Here is a 15,392-nt window from a genome sequence, read left to right as displayed (position 1 = left end):
GGGCGCTACCGGGCAAGAGCAAAAATTCAACCGCTCCAGGAGCGTTTCATGAGTACTATGCACGAACTGGCCCAGCGCCTTATGGCCCTGGACGACAGGATCACTGCCTGCATGAAATGCGGCATGTGCCAGGCCGTGTGCCCCATGTTCGGCGCCACCGGTATGGAAGCCGACGTGGCTCGCGGCAAGCTGGCCCTTATTGACAACCTGGCCCATGAGATGATTCAGGACCCTGCGGCTGTGGCCGAAAAACTGGGCCGCTGCCTTTTGTGCGGTTCCTGCCAGGCGTCCTGCCCGCCCGGCGTCCAGATTATGGACGTCTTCATGGAAGCCCGTGAAATCGTAAACGAGTTCATCGGCCTGCACCCGGTCAAGAAGATGATCTTCCGTTCGCTTCTGACCAAGCCTGGCCTCTTCAACTTCGCCATGCGCGTTGGCGCGCCCATGCAGGGCCTTATCTTTGGCTCGAGCAACGACGCGCAGGGCACCGTGTGCGCGCCTCTGCTCAACTTCATGCTGGGCGACCGCCACATCCACCCCCTGGCAAAAACACCTCTGCACGCCCGCTACGGCGCGCTTGACGAACCCCGCCGCGCTGGCGGGCTCAAGGTGGCGTTCTTCCCCGGCTGCGTGGGCGACAAAATGTACACCGATATGGCAGAAGCCTGCCTGAAGGTGCTGCGTTATCACAACGTGGCCGTGTTCATGCCCAAAAATCTCACCTGCTGTGGCATTCCGGCGCTTTCGTCCGGTGATGCCAAGGGCATGGTGGAGCAGATGCGCGTGAACGTGGAAGCCCTCAAAAACGGCGACTTCGACTATATTCTCAGCCCCTGCGGTTCCTGCACCTCCACGGTCAAGGAACTGTGGCCCCGCTACGCGCACCGTCTGGGTTCTGCCGAAAAACGCAAGATTGAAGAACTGGCCGCCAAGGCCATGGACATCAATGCCTTCCTGGTGGATGTGCTCAAGGTGCAGCCCGCCGAGCAGGCTCAGGAAAACGCCGTCAGCGTGACCTACCACGATTCTTGCCACCTCAAGAAGTCGCTTGGCGTTGTCAGCCAGCCCCGTTCCGTTGTTGCGGCCAACCCGGCCTACAAGATCACGGAAATGGCCGAAGCTGACCGCTGCTGCGGCTGCGGCGGATCGTTCAACCTCTTCCACTACGATTATTCGCGCAAGATCGGCCAGCGCAAGCGCAACAATGTGGTAGCTTCCGGAGCCAAGATTGTGGCCGCCGGTTGCCCTGCCTGCATGATGCAGCTTGAGGACGTGCTTTCGCACAACCATGACTCCGTGCGCGTCAAGCACACAGTGGAGTTGTACGCTGAAAGCCTGAAGTAACATGCGAGCGCGGCGGGGGACTGTGGTTCCTCCGCCGCGTTTATCAACCCGGCGGTTATTCTGCCAGAATGCCCATCTGAAGAAGAGCCGTGGGGGTTTGTTTCGGAAGCTATGGGCGTGTTACGCCGTTCGCAGGAATATGAGCGCAAACAATGGCAGCGGGTGAATCCGGCCCTCTGCACACTATTTTTCGCGGCGAAGCTGCATGGTTCAAGAACCCGGCGTGTTTTGAAAAAGGAGTTGTTTATGACACATCAGGAATTGGTAGAAGCCTTTTCCGCCAAGGCTGCGGCTGTTAACGCCGTAGTGCAGGAAGTGCCCAACATGGCAGCCGCCTTGCAGTATGTTGTGGACGTTTGCGCCAACAAGGCTCCCGCAGAGCTTTTGGCTGACGAACCCGGCACGGAACAAGGCCCCCTTGGCCCCAATAAGGTTCCCACGCGCGTACAACGTGTGGTGGCAGCGCCGCAGCTTGGCGACGCCGATTTTGCCGCGCTGGCAGCTGCCTGTGAAGAAAAAGGTTTTTTGTGCATCCGCGAAGGGCTGCGCAACTATCTTGCCGGTATTGACGTGGGCGTCTCCACTGCCGAACTTGGCGTTGCCGCCAGCGGCACCTGCCTGCTCAATACCGACAACGAAGACGTGCGCCTTACGGGCATGATCTCGGAAGTTTCCGTGCTGATGCTGCGCAAGTCCACCATCTACCCCGATCTGCCCTCCATAGCCCAGTTGCTGCGCGAGCGCATGAACGAAGGTACTGCCACGTACACCACACTGGTGACTGGCCCCAGCCGTACCGCCGACATTGAGCGCGTGGCTGCCGTGGGCGTGCATGGGCCGCTGGAACTGCATATCATTCTGCTGGAGGACTAACCCATGCATGACGCCCTCAAGAGCTCATCGGGATATCATAAGGAACTGGACGAAGCCCTGAACGACGAATTTCTGCGTCGCACCCTTGATACCTTTGCCGTGGCCTACCGCGCCAACCGCGAAGCCGTGTTCAAGGAAGTGGACGAGAAAGCGCTGATCAAGCAGATCGCCGACGCCAAGGACTACGCCTGTCAGCACATGGACGAACTGTACGCTCAGTTCAAGGCCGAAGCTGAAAAGCGCGGCGTGCACGTGCACCGTGCCGCCACCGCTGCCGAAGCCAACGACATGATCGTTCGCATCGCCAAAGAAAACAAAGTGAAGAAGGTGGTCAAGTCCAAGTCCATGACCGCCGAAGAAATCGGCCTGAACACCGCGCTGGAAGGCAACGGCCTGATCGTGGACGAAACCGACCTTGGCGAATGGATCATCCAGCTGCGCCACGAAGGTCCTTCGCACATGGTTATGCCCGCCATCCACCTTTCGCGTTATCAGGTGGCGGACGACTTCACCAAGGCCACCGGCGTCAAGCAGGATTCTGACGTGCAGCGTCTGGTCAAGGTGGCCCGCGTGCAGTTGCGCCGCAAGTTCATCGCCGCCGATATGGGCGTGAGCGGCTGTAACTTTGCCGTGGCCGAAAACGGCGCGATCTCTACCGTGACCAACGAAGGCAACGCCCGCATGGTTACGACCCTGCCGCGTGTGCATGTTGCCATTGCCGGTCTGGACAAGCTCGTTGCCAAGCTGGACGATGCCCTGGTGGCCCTTCAGGTGCTGCCCCGCAACGCCACCGCCCAGCGCCTTACCTCCTATGTTACCTGGATGTGCGGCGCAGGCCCCTGCGCAGCCAATGCCGACGACAAAAAGATTCTGCACGTTATCTTTCTTGATAACGGCCGTACCGAAATCGCCAAGGATCCCCTCTTCTCGCAGGTGTTCCGCTGCGTGCGCTGCGGCGCTTGCGCCAACGTCTGCCCCGTGTACCGCCTCGTGGGCGGCCACAAGATGGGCTACATCTACATTGGCGCCATCGGCCTGATCCTTACCTACTTCTTCCACGGCAAGGATCGCGCCCGTATTCTCAGCCAGAACTGCATGGGCTGCGAATCGTGCGCCAATGTGTGCGCTGGCGGCATCGACCTGCCGCGTCTTATCCGCGAAGTGCGCTCGCGCCTCAACGTGGAACAGGGCGCGCCCATTGAAGCCAACCTGCTTTCCGCTGTGATGAAGAACCGCAAGCTGTTCCACAAGCTGCTCAAGTTCGCCAGCTTCGCCCAGAAGCCCTTCACACGCGGGGCGCAGTTCCAGCGCCATCTGCCTGCCGTCTTCCTTGGCAAGCACAACTTCAAGGCTCTGCCCGCCATTGCCAACAAGTCCTTCCGCGACCGTTGGCCCGAACTGGCCCCCAAGGTGCAGAACCCCACCTTCCGCGTGGCCATCTTCAGCGGTTGCGCCCAGGACTTCATCTACCCCGAAGAACTGGAAGCCTGCGTGAAGATTCTGGCCGCCAAAAACGTGGCCGTGGACTTTCCCATGGAACAGTCATGCTGCGGCCTGCCCCTCGAAATGATGGGCCAGCGCAAAACCTCCATGGACGTGGCCAAGCAGAATATTGCGGCCTTCCGTGGCGGCAACTACGACTACATCATCACGCTGTGCGCCAGCTGCGCCGGTCACCTCAAGCACCACTACCCTGAAATCCTGGATCAGGATTTCTCCACGGTGGAAGCTCAGGCCTTTGCGGCCAAGATCATCGACTTCAGCTCCTTCGTACATGACGTGCTGGGCCTCAAGGCCGAGGACTTCAACAAGTCCGCGCAGAAGGTCACCTACCATGCCTCGTGCCACCTGTGCCGCGGCCTGGGCGTCAAAAAGGCCCCCCGCGATCTCATTGGCGATGCGGCTGAATACGTGCCTTGCGAGGAAGAAGAAGTGTGCTGCGGCTTTGGCGGCAGCTACTCTGTGAAGTTCCCCGAAATCTCGGCCCAGCTGCTGGACAAGAAGATCGCCAATATGAAGGCCACCGGCGCTGACCGCCTGGTGGTGGACTGCCCCGGCTGCGTCATGCAGATCCGTGGCGGTGCTGAAAAGCAGGGCCTCAAGATAAAGGTCGATCATATTGCCGAACTTCTGGCTGAAAATCTGAAAAAATAATCCAACGAAACATCTTCCTGCGGGTGGAGAGCTGAGGCTCTTCATCCGCAGGAAAGTTGAGGGATGGTTTCGGCTCTCCACTGTGGGGAGGGCCGAAACCTGGTCTGTCCCCTTGCGCTTGGGGACGGAAAAACTCTGGCTGAAACCCCGTAAAGCAATGCGGCAGCATTGCGTTAACATCATCCTGCCAGGCGGCGAGGTGTAAAACTGGGCAGTGTGTGCTGAGAATGGGAGCATCTCACTGCTTCACAAATGCGGAGGCATTATGTCTATTGGAATGTTGGCCCTTTTAGCTATTATCCCCATCCTTGTTGCACTCATTTTTATGGTTGGCCTGCGGTGGCCAGCGACCCGAGCCATGCCTCTGGCCTGGCTGGTCTGCGTCATCTGCGGACTTGTGGGTTGGAAGCTATCTCCCTCCTATCTGCTTGCTCTGTCGCTCCAGGGCGTTGTCGTTGCCATTGGCGTTCTGATTATTGTTTTTGGCGCAATTCTTATTCTTTATACTCTTGAAGAAAGCGGCGGCATGGAAACCATCCAGTGCGGCATGCAGGGCGTCAGCCGTGACCGCCGTCTGCAAGCCATCATTATTGGCTTCATGTTTGGAGCCTTTATTGAAGGCGCTGCCGGCTTTGGCACTCCTGCCGCTCTTGCCGCGCCCCTGCTGCTTGCTCTGGGCTTTCCGGCCATGGCCGCAGCCGTGGTCTGCCTGGTGTTCAACTCCGTGCCAGTTACCTTTGGGGCAGTGGGCACGCCTGTTATCGTTGGTTTCAGCTTTCTTAAAAATCTTGTGGCGGAATCCGTTGCCGCCAACCCCAATTTGCCCTTCCAGAATTATGACGGGTTTGGTGCGGCTGTAGGCCAGTGGGCGACCTTTATGCATGCCCCCATGGCAATTATCCTGACCATTTTCATGCTGGGCTTCATGACCCGCTTTTTTGGCAAGGAAAAGTCCTGGTCTGTTGGCTTTGCCGCCTGGAAGTACTGCGTTTTTGCGGGTGTTTGCTTCCTTGTGCCGTACCTTGCTTGCGCGTGGTTGCTTGGCCCTGAATTCCCCGCTCTGCTTGCTGGCCTGCTTGGTCTCGGCGTTGTGGTGTGGGGTACCAAAAAGGGATTTTGCGTTCCCAAGACGGTGTGGGAATTTGCCCCGCATACAGAATGGGACAAAAGCTGGACTGGCTCCGTGCCCCCCAGCACCAAGACAGAATTCCGTGCGCACATGACCCAGCTCCAGGCATGGTTGCCCTATGTGCTGATCTGCATCCTGCTGGTGCTTTCGCGCATTCCTTCGCTGGGGCTCAAGGCTTGGCTGCTGAGTTTCAAGCTGAACTTTGTTGATATCCTGGGATTCAAGGGCGTAAACGCTTCCATTGATTATCTGTATCTGCCCGGCACGTTCTTTATCGTGGTGTCGCTCATGACGATCACCTTGCACAAGATGCCCAAGGCCGCGGTTTCCCGAGCCTGGGGCGAAAGCCTGCGCAAGATGAAGTCCCCCACCATTGCCCTGATCTTTGCCGTGGCGCTGGTGTCCATCTTCCGTGGTTCTGCGACAAACCCCATTGATGTGCCCTCCATGCCTTTGGCTCTGGCTCAGGCAGTGGCCGCTGTGGCTGGTTCGGTGTGGCCTGTTCTGGCTGCCTTTGTGGGTGGTCTTGGTGCCTTTATCACTGGCTCCAACACGGTTTCTGACCTTATGTTTGCTGAATTCCAGTGGAACATGGCTCAGGCCCTGCACCTGCCCCGTCAGATCATCGTTGCGGCTCAGGCCGTTGGCGGCGCCATGGGCAACATGGTCTGCGTGCACAATATCGTGGCTGCCTGCGCGGTTGTGGGCCTGTCGGGCCGAGAAGGCGAGGTCCTGCGCCGCACGTTCTGGCCCTTCATGCTCTACGGCACCATCGTGGGCATTATCTGCACCGTGCTGGTGATGCTTAATCCTGGCGTGTTCTAGAATGCTGGCGGCATAGCCGTAGCACATATGTTGAAAAGGCCGCTCAGCAATGCTGGGCGGCCTTTGCGCATGGATATGGCTGGCGGTTTGGTGGATTGGAATTATCTGGCGACACGTTGCGGAGAGCTGTTTCGCTAATGGTTGCGCTGCTTACCTGGAAGTTGCTTCCAGTACCAGTTGCTTACGAGCGTATCGTCACGTGACGCCCACTCACCGCATGATTCAAAATAGTCCAGCACGCTCTGTTCCCTGAGGCTGAGCTCAAGGCCGGAACGTGCCATCTGGCGCATGCGGATAAAGATCACCAGACATTCAAAGAGCGAAAACAGATCGTCAGTCTCCAGGGCATCCTGCTTCAGGTATTTTGTAAATTCCTGATAAAAGGGGTTGTGCTCGTCAACTATGGCATCATAGTCCGTGCTGAATTCCTTGAGTGACATAATGCCTGAACGAAAGTGTTTTTCAAAGGGGCACTCATGATCCTGTCCTGCTTTGGCACAGAGGCGCTGCATAAGTTCCAAATGATCTGAAAGCGGCATAGCTTGTCTCCTGAGACAAAATGTTCTGCTTAAAAATAGTTTATCTTCTATAAACATTCAAATCAAGCAGGCGAAAAAAAAGCCCGCTCTTGTACCGGGCGGGCAGTCGCAAAAACAATTTTAAAAGGCAGCGTTTGAAGCTAAAATTATTTAACTTGTTTGCCCAATGGGCTGTTTGAACAGTAAAAAAGTTTTTTTGATTTTTTGTTAAAAGTAAAAGTTGCTTTTTGCAATTAGGCTAACGCTGGTTGCGCCGTGGTTGCAGATACTGCGGCTGAAAAAGCAGGCGATACTGCTTCACAGTGGACAGCCGCTGGGGGGCTGTTACTTCACCTTCGATAGACAGCGCCTTGTCGGAAAGACCAAAGGGTTGGAGCTGTCCGGGCGGAACATCCATGTGTGAGAGTCTTTCGCCGCTGACATTGAACACCGGAAGGCTGCTGGAAGAAGAGCCCGCCATGAGCACTGCGGTAGCATTGGCCGAAGGCGAGACGTTTTTTCCAGCCGCCGAGCGCTGCGAGGTGGCGTTAAGCAGGCTTGGCATGGAGACTTCGGCCCGGCGCAACACATCAATAAAGTCGTTGCCGGTGCGGCCAACAAAGGTCACGAGCGAAGAACCGTCGCCATATACAAGCAGGCTGACGGGCATGGTGCCGCCGTGTATGCCAAAGTAGGCAGGGCGCGCGCCAGCTGGCATGACCACCCAGCCTTGCTGTTCTGGCAATCCCTGGCTGTCTGTGCTCAAGGCGGTTGCGGGGACTAGGGCAGCCAGTAAAAAACAGAACAAATAAATTGTGTTCCGCATATTATCCTGTTCCGGATAGGGAAATTTGCATGTTACGGTATGATTCTACCGCCATGCCACACCCTTTAGTGAGCCGAGCGGCAATTGTCAAGGCAGCTGAAAAGGCGCATGCCCTATGCCTTTACAAGCCTAGCCTGGGCGTCGTTTTTTGGGTTTTGGCGCAGGCTGCGTGGCTGGCTCTGGCGCTGCCTTTTGCTGCTGGGGCGTCAGGTCGGGCGGCGGCGGAATCTGGGGCAGATTCTGCGCATTGCCAAGGTAGTGTAGAAAAAAATCGCCCAAGGATTCGGTCATGCGCCTGTGGATTGCACCCCGCGTTTCTTCTGTGACCGAACGGCACAGCTCCGGCAATTCCATGGCCAGAGATTCCGGGCAGGGCGCCATGAGCGCACCCGTGTCTGCCTGCGGCAGGCTCAGCCAGCGAGGCTTTTTATCCATAAGCTCAAATATGCGCCGCGCATGCAGGGCGGGGTTGTTCAGGCTGTCATTGGGAGCAGCCATGATCAGCAGAGGCGGGTAGAACCAGTGGAACGACTGGCGCGAAAACAGCATGCCAAAGCCGGGCGCAACTGCCGCTATGGCGCGGATGCGCGTGTCGGCGAGGCTGCGTGTGAGCGGCAGGTTCTTGCACAGCGATTCCATGCGTTCGCGAGCCCAGGTATTGCAATACATGTCGTTTGGCGCAGTACGCGAGCAGTAGCTGGCCCAGCCCTCGCAGTCGGGCAGCGCACCGCCCAGCAGCAGAGCCGCCGCGCCGCCAACGCCAAAGCCGATTACTCCGATGCGCGAGGCGTCAATGCTGGGCTCCACTTCCGGATCATGCAGGAGCAGGTCAATGCTGCCAGAAAGTTCATGTGCGCGATTTTCAAGCTGCTGCCAGGTCAGCAGGTTGTCCATGTTGTCCATGTTGTCGCCAGGGTGGTTGGGGGCAGCCACTACAAAGCCCAGCGATGCCAGCCAGGCGGCGGTATCATGGTACGAAAAACGCGTTCCTGCGGTATCGTGCGAGAGCAGAAGCAGGGGGAAACGCCCGTCCACCGCCTTGCCAGCGCGGGAGGCGGAAATCTCCCATGGGGCATAGTTGAGATCACGCGGCGGGCGGGATGATGGATACCACACATTCACATCCAGGCGCAGACCTGTTTCCGGCGACCACTGGCCAAGCGTTCTGAAACCAACCATATAAGTGTCGGCAGCATTGGCAACAGGAGCGAACAGAATCAGGGCAAGGACAGCTATGGTGGTGAGTACGCGCATGGCTGTGTTGTGCCACAAGCGGCCTTGGGGTACAAGAGCAGACCGAAGGCGCGCCTACGCGCCCGATGAGGGAGATCAGCCTTTATGGAACTACTGAGCAGCTTTGTCAGTTTTATTCTGCACATAGACGTGCATTTGTTTGAGCTTGCCGATCAGTACGGGCTATGGCTTTACGCCATACTGTTCGTCATTGTTTTTTGCGAAACAGGCCTTGTGGTAACCCCCTTCCTGCCGGGCGATTCCCTGCTGTTTGCCTCCGGCGTGGTGGCCGGGGCCGGGCTTTTGGGCTATGGCGAAGTGATGGGCGTACTGCTGGCGGCAGGCATACTGGGCGATGCGGTGAATTACTTTATCGGGCGGCATGTGGGGCCAGCCATTTTTTCGCGCGAGAATCGTCTCATCAAAAAATCCCACCTGATCAAGGCGCACAATTTTTACGAGCGGCACGGCGGCAAGGCTATTGTGCTGGCCCGCTTTGTGCCCATAGTGCGCACCTTTGCACCCTTTGTGGCGGGCATTGCCCTGATGCATCCGCCCACGTTTTTTCTGTTCAACATCACGGGCTGCGTGCTCTGGGTGGGGGGGCTGGTTTCCGCCGGGTACTTTCTCGGCAACCTGGAATGGGCGCGGCAGAACTTCAGCCTAATTGTTTACGGCATCATTATTATTTCCGTGCTGCCCGTTGTTATTGAAATCGCGCGTTCCAAGTTAGGGAAGGGCAAGGATTAGGCCCTACAGCACCACACGCAGGCGTCCGCCTTCCATATGCGCCTCCCTGTTGATGCACAGGGGGGCGTCTTCATCATGGTGGGACACAAAAACCATCTGGATGCCCTGTAAGGCAAGCTGATCCAGCAGATGCAGGTACTGGGCGCGGCTTGACGCATCCAGGCCGGAGCAGGGTTCGTCCAGCAGCAGGATATCCGGCCCGCCCACCAGGGCGCGCGCCAGGAACAGGCGGCGCAACTGCCCCGTGGACAGATGGCGGATGGATTGCCGCCCAAGCTGTTTCAGGCTTTCGGGATTTTCATCGGGGAACATCTGGGCCATGCGGCTTGTGGCCTCGGCCCGCTCGGCATCAGAAAAACGGCGGTATACGCCAATGCTGTTGTCAAAGCCTGTGCAGACCATATCAAGCGCATTTAGGGAATAACCATACAGAGCCTGCGAAAGATCTGATACAAGGCGCACGCCCTTGCGCAGGGCTTCGAGGGTGTCTACCTGCCCGCCCTGACCGGGCAGCCAGCGGTCAAATCTTCCCCCGGCGGCAACAAATTCATCACCTGCCAGCAAACGCAGCAAGGTGGATTTGCCCGAGCCGTTGGCCCCGGTGATGCGCCAGTTTTCGCCCTGATGCATGCACCAGCTGATGTCGTGCAGCACTTCCTGCCGATCAATGAATACGGTGACGTTATCCAGATCAAGCATGGCGTGCCCGCCGTTGAGGACGTGCTCTGCGACGCCGGAGGCATTGTTGCTCTGCGCCGTCTTTGGCGTTTTTTCACTGCCCTCGGACGCAGGCGGCGCAGTGAGCAGGCGGCCATTACGCACATAACGGCGGCCAGCGCACCAGTCGGGAATATTTGCGGCGCGGTGCGCCGTCATCACGACCGTGCAGCGGCTGGTGTATTCACCGAGGGTCTCAAAAAAAATCTGGCGATAGCGTTCGTCAAGGCCTTCATCGCACTCGTCAAGCAGCAGCAGGGTAGGCGCGCGCAGGAGGGCGCGGCCAAGCAGCAGCAAACGCAGCTGCCCCTGCGAAAATGTGGGCACAGTGCGCTCAAGCAGGCCCTCGGCGTCAAGCCGAGCGGCCATGTCTTCCACTGCCTGCCGCCTGTAGGCCGTGCTGTCGGCATAGACCAGTGAGGTATCTTCAAAGCCTGTGAGCAGCAGGTCGCGGCCCGTGAGATCCCATGCCTGCCGCTGATAGTTTTCCTGCTGCGCAGGAGAGACAAGGCTTGTCATGCCCCTGCCCGCCAGCGGGGAATCTTCCGGGCCGTCAGGCCCGTGCCACTGGATGCGCCCGTGGGCGGGCCACAGCTCGCCGCGCATGAGCCGCAGCAGGGTGGACTTGCCCGAGCCGTTGGGGCCAATGAGCGCGCAGTGCGCGCCGCGCCGCACCTGCCAGTTGATGTTGTGCAGCACATGCTTCTGGCTGGCGTCGCCGGGCAGGAAAAGACTTACGTCATCGATGGATACGATAATTTCGGACATACATGAGATCCGTGGTGTCAAAGGCATGCGCCGTTTTTACAGAGGCAGCACAATCCGCTGGCCCCGATTAAAAATGGTGTACTCGGCAAAGCCAAAGGCGCGCGCGTAGGAGGCCAGCCGGGCAAAACCGTAGCCCACGTCATCGGTGCCGTGCGCATCTGAGGCGAAACTCACGGGCAGGCCCATCTGCGCGGCCATGAGCATGATGGGCGGCGCGGGGTATATCTCGCGGCAGGCCTTGCGCAGGCCCGCGGAGGATATTTCCATGCTCATCCCCATGCGTTGCAGGGCCGCAAGGCCGCGTTGCACCAGCGCCATGCTTTCCGGCTTTGCCAGCCAGATGTGGAACTGCTCCACAGAGAAAATCTTGATGAGGTCAGGGTGCGCGGCAATGTTGAACAGGCCGGATAGGATCATGCGCTCCCATGCTTCAAAATAGGCATGGTACTGTTTGTCGCATTCTTCCTGCGAAAAGGCTTTCCACGGCTCAGCGCCGTCGTCAAAGCCCCAGTGGCCGATAAAATGCACGCTCCCAAGCAGGTAATCAAAGTCAAAGGCGGCGCAGGAGGCGTGGGTGTAGTCCTCCTGCCCTTCAAGCCAGTCCATTTCCATGCCGAACAAAACGCGGCAGGGGCCATTGGGGTTGGCGGCTTTGAGGGCGCAAACCTCGCGTACGTAGTCCGGCAGGTGGCGGGTCAGTTGCTCGCGGTATTCGTGTGTGTAGTCAAAGCCAACGGGCCGGGGAGAATGCTCGGTAAAGCCCATGTATTCTAGCCCCTTGGCCTGGGCGGCAGCGTACATTTCTGCCGGAGTATTGCCGCCGTGCGAATACTTGGTGTGCGTGTGCAGGTCTGCGAGAATCATGCTGATCTTCCTGAATATGCCTGGGCCGCGCCCTTGGCCCGCCGGAGATGCCGTTCCGGCCCCTGAAAGGGGATGTTGCCGATATAAAAGGGCCTGCCATGGCGGCGCAGGGGTGGCAGGTCTGATGCTGGTGTGAACTCTGACGTGAGTATGACCGCGAACTGCAGGTCTGGCAAGCCGAGGTCAATGGGCAGGCTGAATTGTTGTCTTTTTATGTATGGGCTATGAAAAAAGGGAGCCTCCAGCGGAGGCCCCCCTTTTATCAGATGCCGGGCTGCAATCAGCCTGCGATTCTTTTGACTATTTCCTGTCCGGCCTTGCGCCCTGCGCCCATGGCCAGAATGACCGTGGCCGCGCCGGTGACGATGTCGCCGCCCGCAAAGACGTTGGGAATGGAGGTTTCGCCAGTGGCCTCATCGGCCTCGATGTAGCCCCACTTGTTCAGTTTGAGCTCAGGGGTAGCCTCGAGGAGGATGGGGTTGGAGCGGGTGCCCAGAGCCACAATGGCAAGGTCGGTGGGCAGATCGTATTCCGAGCCTTCCACAGGCACAGGCCTGCGGCGACCAGAAGCATCGGGCTCACCCAGTTCCATACGCTGCAGGGTTACGGACTGAAGGCGCATTTCCGCATCGCCGTTGAAGCGCAGCGGGGCTGAAAGCATGGCAAACTGCACGCCTTCTTCCTCCGCATGTTCCAGCTCTTCCAGACGGGCGGGCATTTCAGCCCTTGTGCGGCGGTAGACCACATGCACGCTTTCCGCGCCCATGCGCAGGGCAGTGCGCGCCGCGTCCATAGCCACGTTGCCCGCGCCGAACACGGTAACGTGCTTGCCGGGGTAGGCCGGAGTGTCCTGCGAGGGGAAGTTGTAGGCGCGGCCAAGGTTGACGCGGGTGAGGTATTCGTTAGCGGAGAACACGCCCACCAGATTTTCGCCGGGAACGCCCAAAAAGACGGGCAGGCCAGCGCCAACGCCGATGAAAATGGCGTCGTACTCCTTGCGCAGGTCGTCAATATCAATGGTGCGGCCACCCACGGAATTGAGGTGGAAGTCCACACCGGCCTGACGCAGGCCGTTGATTTCCGTGGCTACCACGGTCTTGGGCAGGCGGAAGGCGGGGATGCCGTAAATAAGCACGCCGCCGGGTTCGTGCAGGGCTTCAAACACGTCAACCTTGATGCCTGCGGTGGCGCACACGCCAGCACAGGTCAGGGATGAAGGGCCGGAGCCGATGCAGGCCACCTTTTTGGCTCCCAGGGGCAGGGCGCAGGCATTGGTGCCGGTCACCTGCTCACAGGCTGTGGTGGCGATGTACGTATCTGCCACGAAGCGCTCAAGGCGACCAATGGCCACGGGCTGGCCCTTGGCCTTGAGTACGCACTTGCCTTCGCACTGGTGCTCCTGGGGGCACACGCGGCCGCACACGGCGGGGAGGCTGTTGGTGGTCTTGATGATGCGGTAGGCGGCATCCATGTTGCCCTCGGCAACCTGATGGATAAAGTCGCGGATGGGCACTTCAACAGGGCAGCCCGAGACGCACAGGGGCTTTTTGCACTGAAGGCAGCGGCTGGCCTCGGCCTGAGCCATTTCCCTGGTGTAGCCAAGGGCGACTTCTTCAAAGTTGGCCCGGCGCACTTTTGCGGGCTGGCAGGGCATGTCCACACGGGGAGCCACGGTCTTTTTGGGCTTGCTATTCTCCATGGCTGACTCTCCGGTATTCTTCAATGGAAATGGTTTCCTGCTCCCGGTAGGCGGCCAGACGGCGGCGCAGTTCGGGAAAATCCACTTCGTGACCGTCAAATTCGGGGCCGTCCACACAGGCGAACTTGGTTTTGCCGCCTACGGTGACGCGGCAGGCGCCGCACATGCCGATGCCGTCAACCATGATGGGGTTGAGGCTGACCGTGGTCTTGACGCCAAATGGGCGCGTGGTTTCCGCCACGGCGGCCATCATGGGCACGGGGCCGACCGCAACGACTTCAAACACGTCCTTGTCTTTTTCAAGCCGGTCGCGCAGAAGCTCGGTAACAAGGCCCTTGTGGCCGTAACTGCCATCGTCCGTGGAAACAAGCAGTTCATCCACAAAGGATTTGAGCTCGTTTTCAAAGAGCAGCAGGTCTTTGCTGCGAGCGCCGATAACGCCCACGACCTTGTTGCCGATGCGTGCATGGCCCTTGGCAATGTGGTGCATGGCGGCAATACCGGTGCCGCCGCCCACGCATACGACCGTGCCGCGTTTTTCAATATGGGTGGGGTGGCCCAGGGGGCCGCAGACGTCAAGAATGGCATCTCCAACGCCGAGTGCTTCAAGCATGGCGGTACTCTTGCCCATAACCAGATACACTATGGTAATGGTGCCGTTTTCCCGGTCAGTATCTGCAATGGTCAGCGGAATGCGCTCGCCCTGTTCGCTCATGCGCAGCATGACGAAGTGGCCGGGGCGCGCTTTTTGCGCGATTTGCGGCGCGTGGAGCACCAGTTTGCTGGTTTTGCCCGGGATCAGGCTTTCCTTGTGCAATATAGGTGTTGGCATAGGTTCTCCTCGTCAGGCATCTGAGTTGCTGCATGGTAGCTGCGATCGAAATTACTTGCAAGTAACAGTTTTATCGTATCTCTTTTACATGACTGATATAATTTGTTCTCCGTTTTTACTTTGCGTTTGTGGGCATGCAATGGGCCTTTTTTTTAGACGTAGCCTAAAGATCTGGCCTAATGTTCCGATAAAAATCTTGACGAGTGGGGAAGGGGAGACGGTACGAAACCAAACAAGGAGGCGGACAGGGCCAACCCCTTTGCAAGGAAGCAAGTGATCCATTCATGGAGGAATGGTCATGTCGCAACACATCGGTGACGTTTTCCAGTTGGGAGCCTCGCCGCCTGAATTGGCCGATGATCCATCACACAATCGTGATCTGAGGCTGGTTGAGCGGTATCTTGCAGTTCTGGAAGAAAACAAAAAGGCATGCCGCTCGGCTCTGACTGATGCGGATATGGCTTTGGACATGGCGGGTTTTGTGCGGCGGCAGTTGCGCAGACCTGCCCAGATGCCCAGGATGTCTCCGGCCTTGCTGGCCCTGGCTCTTGTGCGGCGCGTCCCTGACGCGCCCGAACAATAAACCGGACGGACTTCTACGTTGAACTCCGGCCCGGATGCAGAACGACCATGCGTTCTCAATGCAATATTAACGCTGCATTGCAGAACACAAACCACTAGCATCACTTTTCCGTGACATGATAGGGGGCATGGCAGTCCGCAATCCATGACGAATTCTCCACTCATAGAGAGGCGGGGGCGTGGGGCCTCTGCCTCTCGCGTTTTATGCGCCGCAGCTATCTTCAGTCAGCGATGGCCCGCCTCTCGTGCTGCCGGGCAGCGGCAGCACCGAAAAGGTT

At 58.5% G+C, this 15,392-nt stretch carries 13 protein-coding genes; 6 read left to right on the top strand and 7 right to left on the bottom strand.

Features of this window, described 5'->3' with window-relative positions:
* The first annotated feature begins 48 nt into the window (after positions 1-48).
* The 4 genes from NE637_RS14280 to NE637_RS14265 all read left to right on the top strand — a co-directional run bounded on the left by NE637_RS14280 (position 49) and on the right by NE637_RS14265 (position 6,325).
* Positions 49-1,344, top strand: a complete 1,296-nt coding sequence (locus tag NE637_RS14280) for a (Fe-S)-binding protein (protein ID WP_215647952.1) — start codon at positions 49-51, stop codon at positions 1,342-1,344.
* A 246-nt stretch (positions 1,345-1,590) separates the two neighbouring features.
* Entirely contained in the window at positions 1,591-2,217 is a 627-nt protein-coding gene (locus NE637_RS14275; RefSeq protein ID WP_192112290.1) for a LutC/YkgG family protein, read from the top strand.
* A gap of 3 nt (positions 2,218-2,220) precedes the next feature.
* Positions 2,221-4,371 (top strand): L-lactate dehydrogenase (quinone) large subunit LdhH, encoded by a 2,151-nt coding sequence (gene ldhH / locus NE637_RS14270; protein WP_192112291.1) that lies wholly within the window; start codon positions 2,221-2,223, stop codon positions 4,369-4,371.
* A gap of 265 nt (positions 4,372-4,636) precedes the next feature.
* On the top strand, positions 4,637-6,325 hold the full coding sequence (locus NE637_RS14265) for an L-lactate permease (protein WP_192112292.1): 1,689 nt from the start codon (positions 4,637-4,639) through the stop codon (positions 6,323-6,325).
* A 134-nt stretch (positions 6,326-6,459) separates the two neighbouring features.
* Here the strand turns inward: NE637_RS14265 and NE637_RS14260 are convergent, their stop codons facing one another.
* The 3 genes from NE637_RS14260 to NE637_RS14250 form a co-directional block, all read right to left on the bottom strand.
* Positions 6,460-6,864, bottom strand: a complete 405-nt coding sequence (locus NE637_RS14260) for a hypothetical protein (protein WP_227118277.1) — start codon at positions 6,862-6,864, stop codon at positions 6,460-6,462.
* A gap of 238 nt (positions 6,865-7,102) precedes the next feature.
* A complete protein-coding gene (locus NE637_RS14255) occupies positions 7,103-7,609 on the bottom strand; it encodes a hypothetical protein (RefSeq protein WP_227118276.1) in 507 nt (168 codons plus the stop codon).
* Between the two features lie 189 nt (positions 7,610-7,798).
* Positions 7,799-8,923 (bottom strand): alpha/beta hydrolase family protein, encoded by a 1,125-nt coding sequence (locus tag NE637_RS14250; RefSeq protein WP_227118275.1) that lies wholly within the window; start codon positions 8,921-8,923, stop codon positions 7,799-7,801.
* 84 nt (positions 8,924-9,007) lie between these two features.
* On the opposite strand from NE637_RS14250, the gene NE637_RS14245 reads away from it, so the two are divergent.
* Positions 9,008-9,652, top strand: a complete 645-nt coding sequence (locus tag NE637_RS14245) for a DedA family protein (RefSeq protein ID WP_215647956.1) — start codon at positions 9,008-9,010, stop codon at positions 9,650-9,652.
* 3 nt (positions 9,653-9,655) lie between these two features.
* Here the strand turns inward: NE637_RS14245 and NE637_RS14240 are convergent, their stop codons facing one another.
* The 4 genes from NE637_RS14240 to NE637_RS14225 form a co-directional block, all read right to left on the bottom strand.
* The gene (locus NE637_RS14240; RefSeq protein ID WP_227118274.1) at positions 9,656-11,137 is read right to left on the bottom strand and encodes an ATP-binding cassette domain-containing protein; all 1,482 of its coding nucleotides are present in this window, start codon (positions 11,135-11,137) and stop codon (positions 9,656-9,658) included.
* 36 nt (positions 11,138-11,173) lie between these two features.
* Positions 11,174-12,001, bottom strand: coding sequence for a histidinol-phosphatase (locus tag NE637_RS14235; RefSeq protein WP_227118273.1), 828 nt, complete (start codon positions 11,999-12,001; stop codon positions 11,174-11,176).
* Between the two features lie 280 nt (positions 12,002-12,281).
* Positions 12,282-13,700 (bottom strand): NADPH-dependent glutamate synthase, encoded by a 1,419-nt coding sequence (gene gltA / locus NE637_RS14230; RefSeq protein ID WP_192112299.1) that lies wholly within the window; start codon positions 13,698-13,700, stop codon positions 12,282-12,284.
* Positions 13,690-14,532: a sulfide/dihydroorotate dehydrogenase-like FAD/NAD-binding protein gene (locus tag NE637_RS14225; RefSeq protein WP_022657761.1), complete on the bottom strand. Its 843-nt coding sequence runs from the start codon at positions 14,530-14,532 to the stop codon at positions 13,690-13,692. Before NE637_RS14225 ends, gltA begins: the two co-directional genes overlap by 11 nt.
* A 298-nt stretch (positions 14,533-14,830) precedes the next feature.
* Here NE637_RS14225 and NE637_RS14220 point away from each other — a divergent pair, with 298 nt between their 5' ends.
* The gene (locus tag NE637_RS14220) at positions 14,831-15,115 is read left to right on the top strand and encodes a hypothetical protein (RefSeq protein ID WP_192112300.1); all 285 of its coding nucleotides are present in this window, start codon (positions 14,831-14,833) and stop codon (positions 15,113-15,115) included.
* Positions 15,116-15,392 lie beyond the last annotated feature (277 nt).

It is taken from the genome of Desulfovibrio desulfuricans (genome assembly GCF_024460775.1).
Classification (GTDB): Bacteria; Desulfobacterota; Desulfovibrionia; order Desulfovibrionales; family Desulfovibrionaceae; genus Desulfovibrio; species Desulfovibrio desulfuricans_E.
The sequence above is the reverse complement of the archived record's forward strand: the minus strand, read 5'-3'. Positions and strand labels throughout refer to the sequence as shown.

Bases quoted from the DNA above. Each gene is read 5' to 3' on its own strand.
- ldhH (WP_192112291.1), top strand. From the start codon at position 2,221: ATGCATGACGCCCTCAAGAGCTCATCGGGATATCATAAGGAACTGGAC.
- NE637_RS14220 (WP_192112300.1), top strand. From the start codon at position 14,831: ATGTCGCAACACATCGGTGACGTTTTCCAGTTGGGAGCCTCGCCGCCT.
- NE637_RS14245 (WP_215647956.1), top strand. From the start codon at position 9,008: ATGGAACTACTGAGCAGCTTTGTCAGTTTTATTCTGCACATAGACGTG.
- NE637_RS14225 (WP_022657761.1), bottom strand. From the start codon at position 14,532: ATGCCAACACCTATATTGCACAAGGAAAGCCTGATCCCGGGCAAAACC.
- gltA (WP_192112299.1), bottom strand. From the start codon at position 13,700: ATGGAGAATAGCAAGCCCAAAAAGACCGTGGCTCCCCGTGTGGACATG.
- NE637_RS14235 (WP_227118273.1), bottom strand. From the start codon at position 12,001: ATGATTCTCGCAGACCTGCACACGCACACCAAGTATTCGCACGGCGGC.
- NE637_RS14240 (WP_227118274.1), bottom strand. From the start codon at position 11,137: ATGTCCGAAATTATCGTATCCATCGATGACGTAAGTCTTTTCCTGCCC.
- NE637_RS14250 (WP_227118275.1), bottom strand. From the start codon at position 8,923: ATGCGCGTACTCACCACCATAGCTGTCCTTGCCCTGATTCTGTTCGCT.
- NE637_RS14265 (WP_192112292.1), top strand. From the start codon at position 4,637: ATGTCTATTGGAATGTTGGCCCTTTTAGCTATTATCCCCATCCTTGTT.
- NE637_RS14275 (WP_192112290.1), top strand. From the start codon at position 1,591: ATGACACATCAGGAATTGGTAGAAGCCTTTTCCGCCAAGGCTGCGGCT.
- NE637_RS14280 (WP_215647952.1), top strand. From the start codon at position 49: ATGAGTACTATGCACGAACTGGCCCAGCGCCTTATGGCCCTGGACGAC.
- NE637_RS14260 (WP_227118277.1), bottom strand. From the start codon at position 6,864: ATGCCGCTTTCAGATCATTTGGAACTTATGCAGCGCCTCTGTGCCAAA.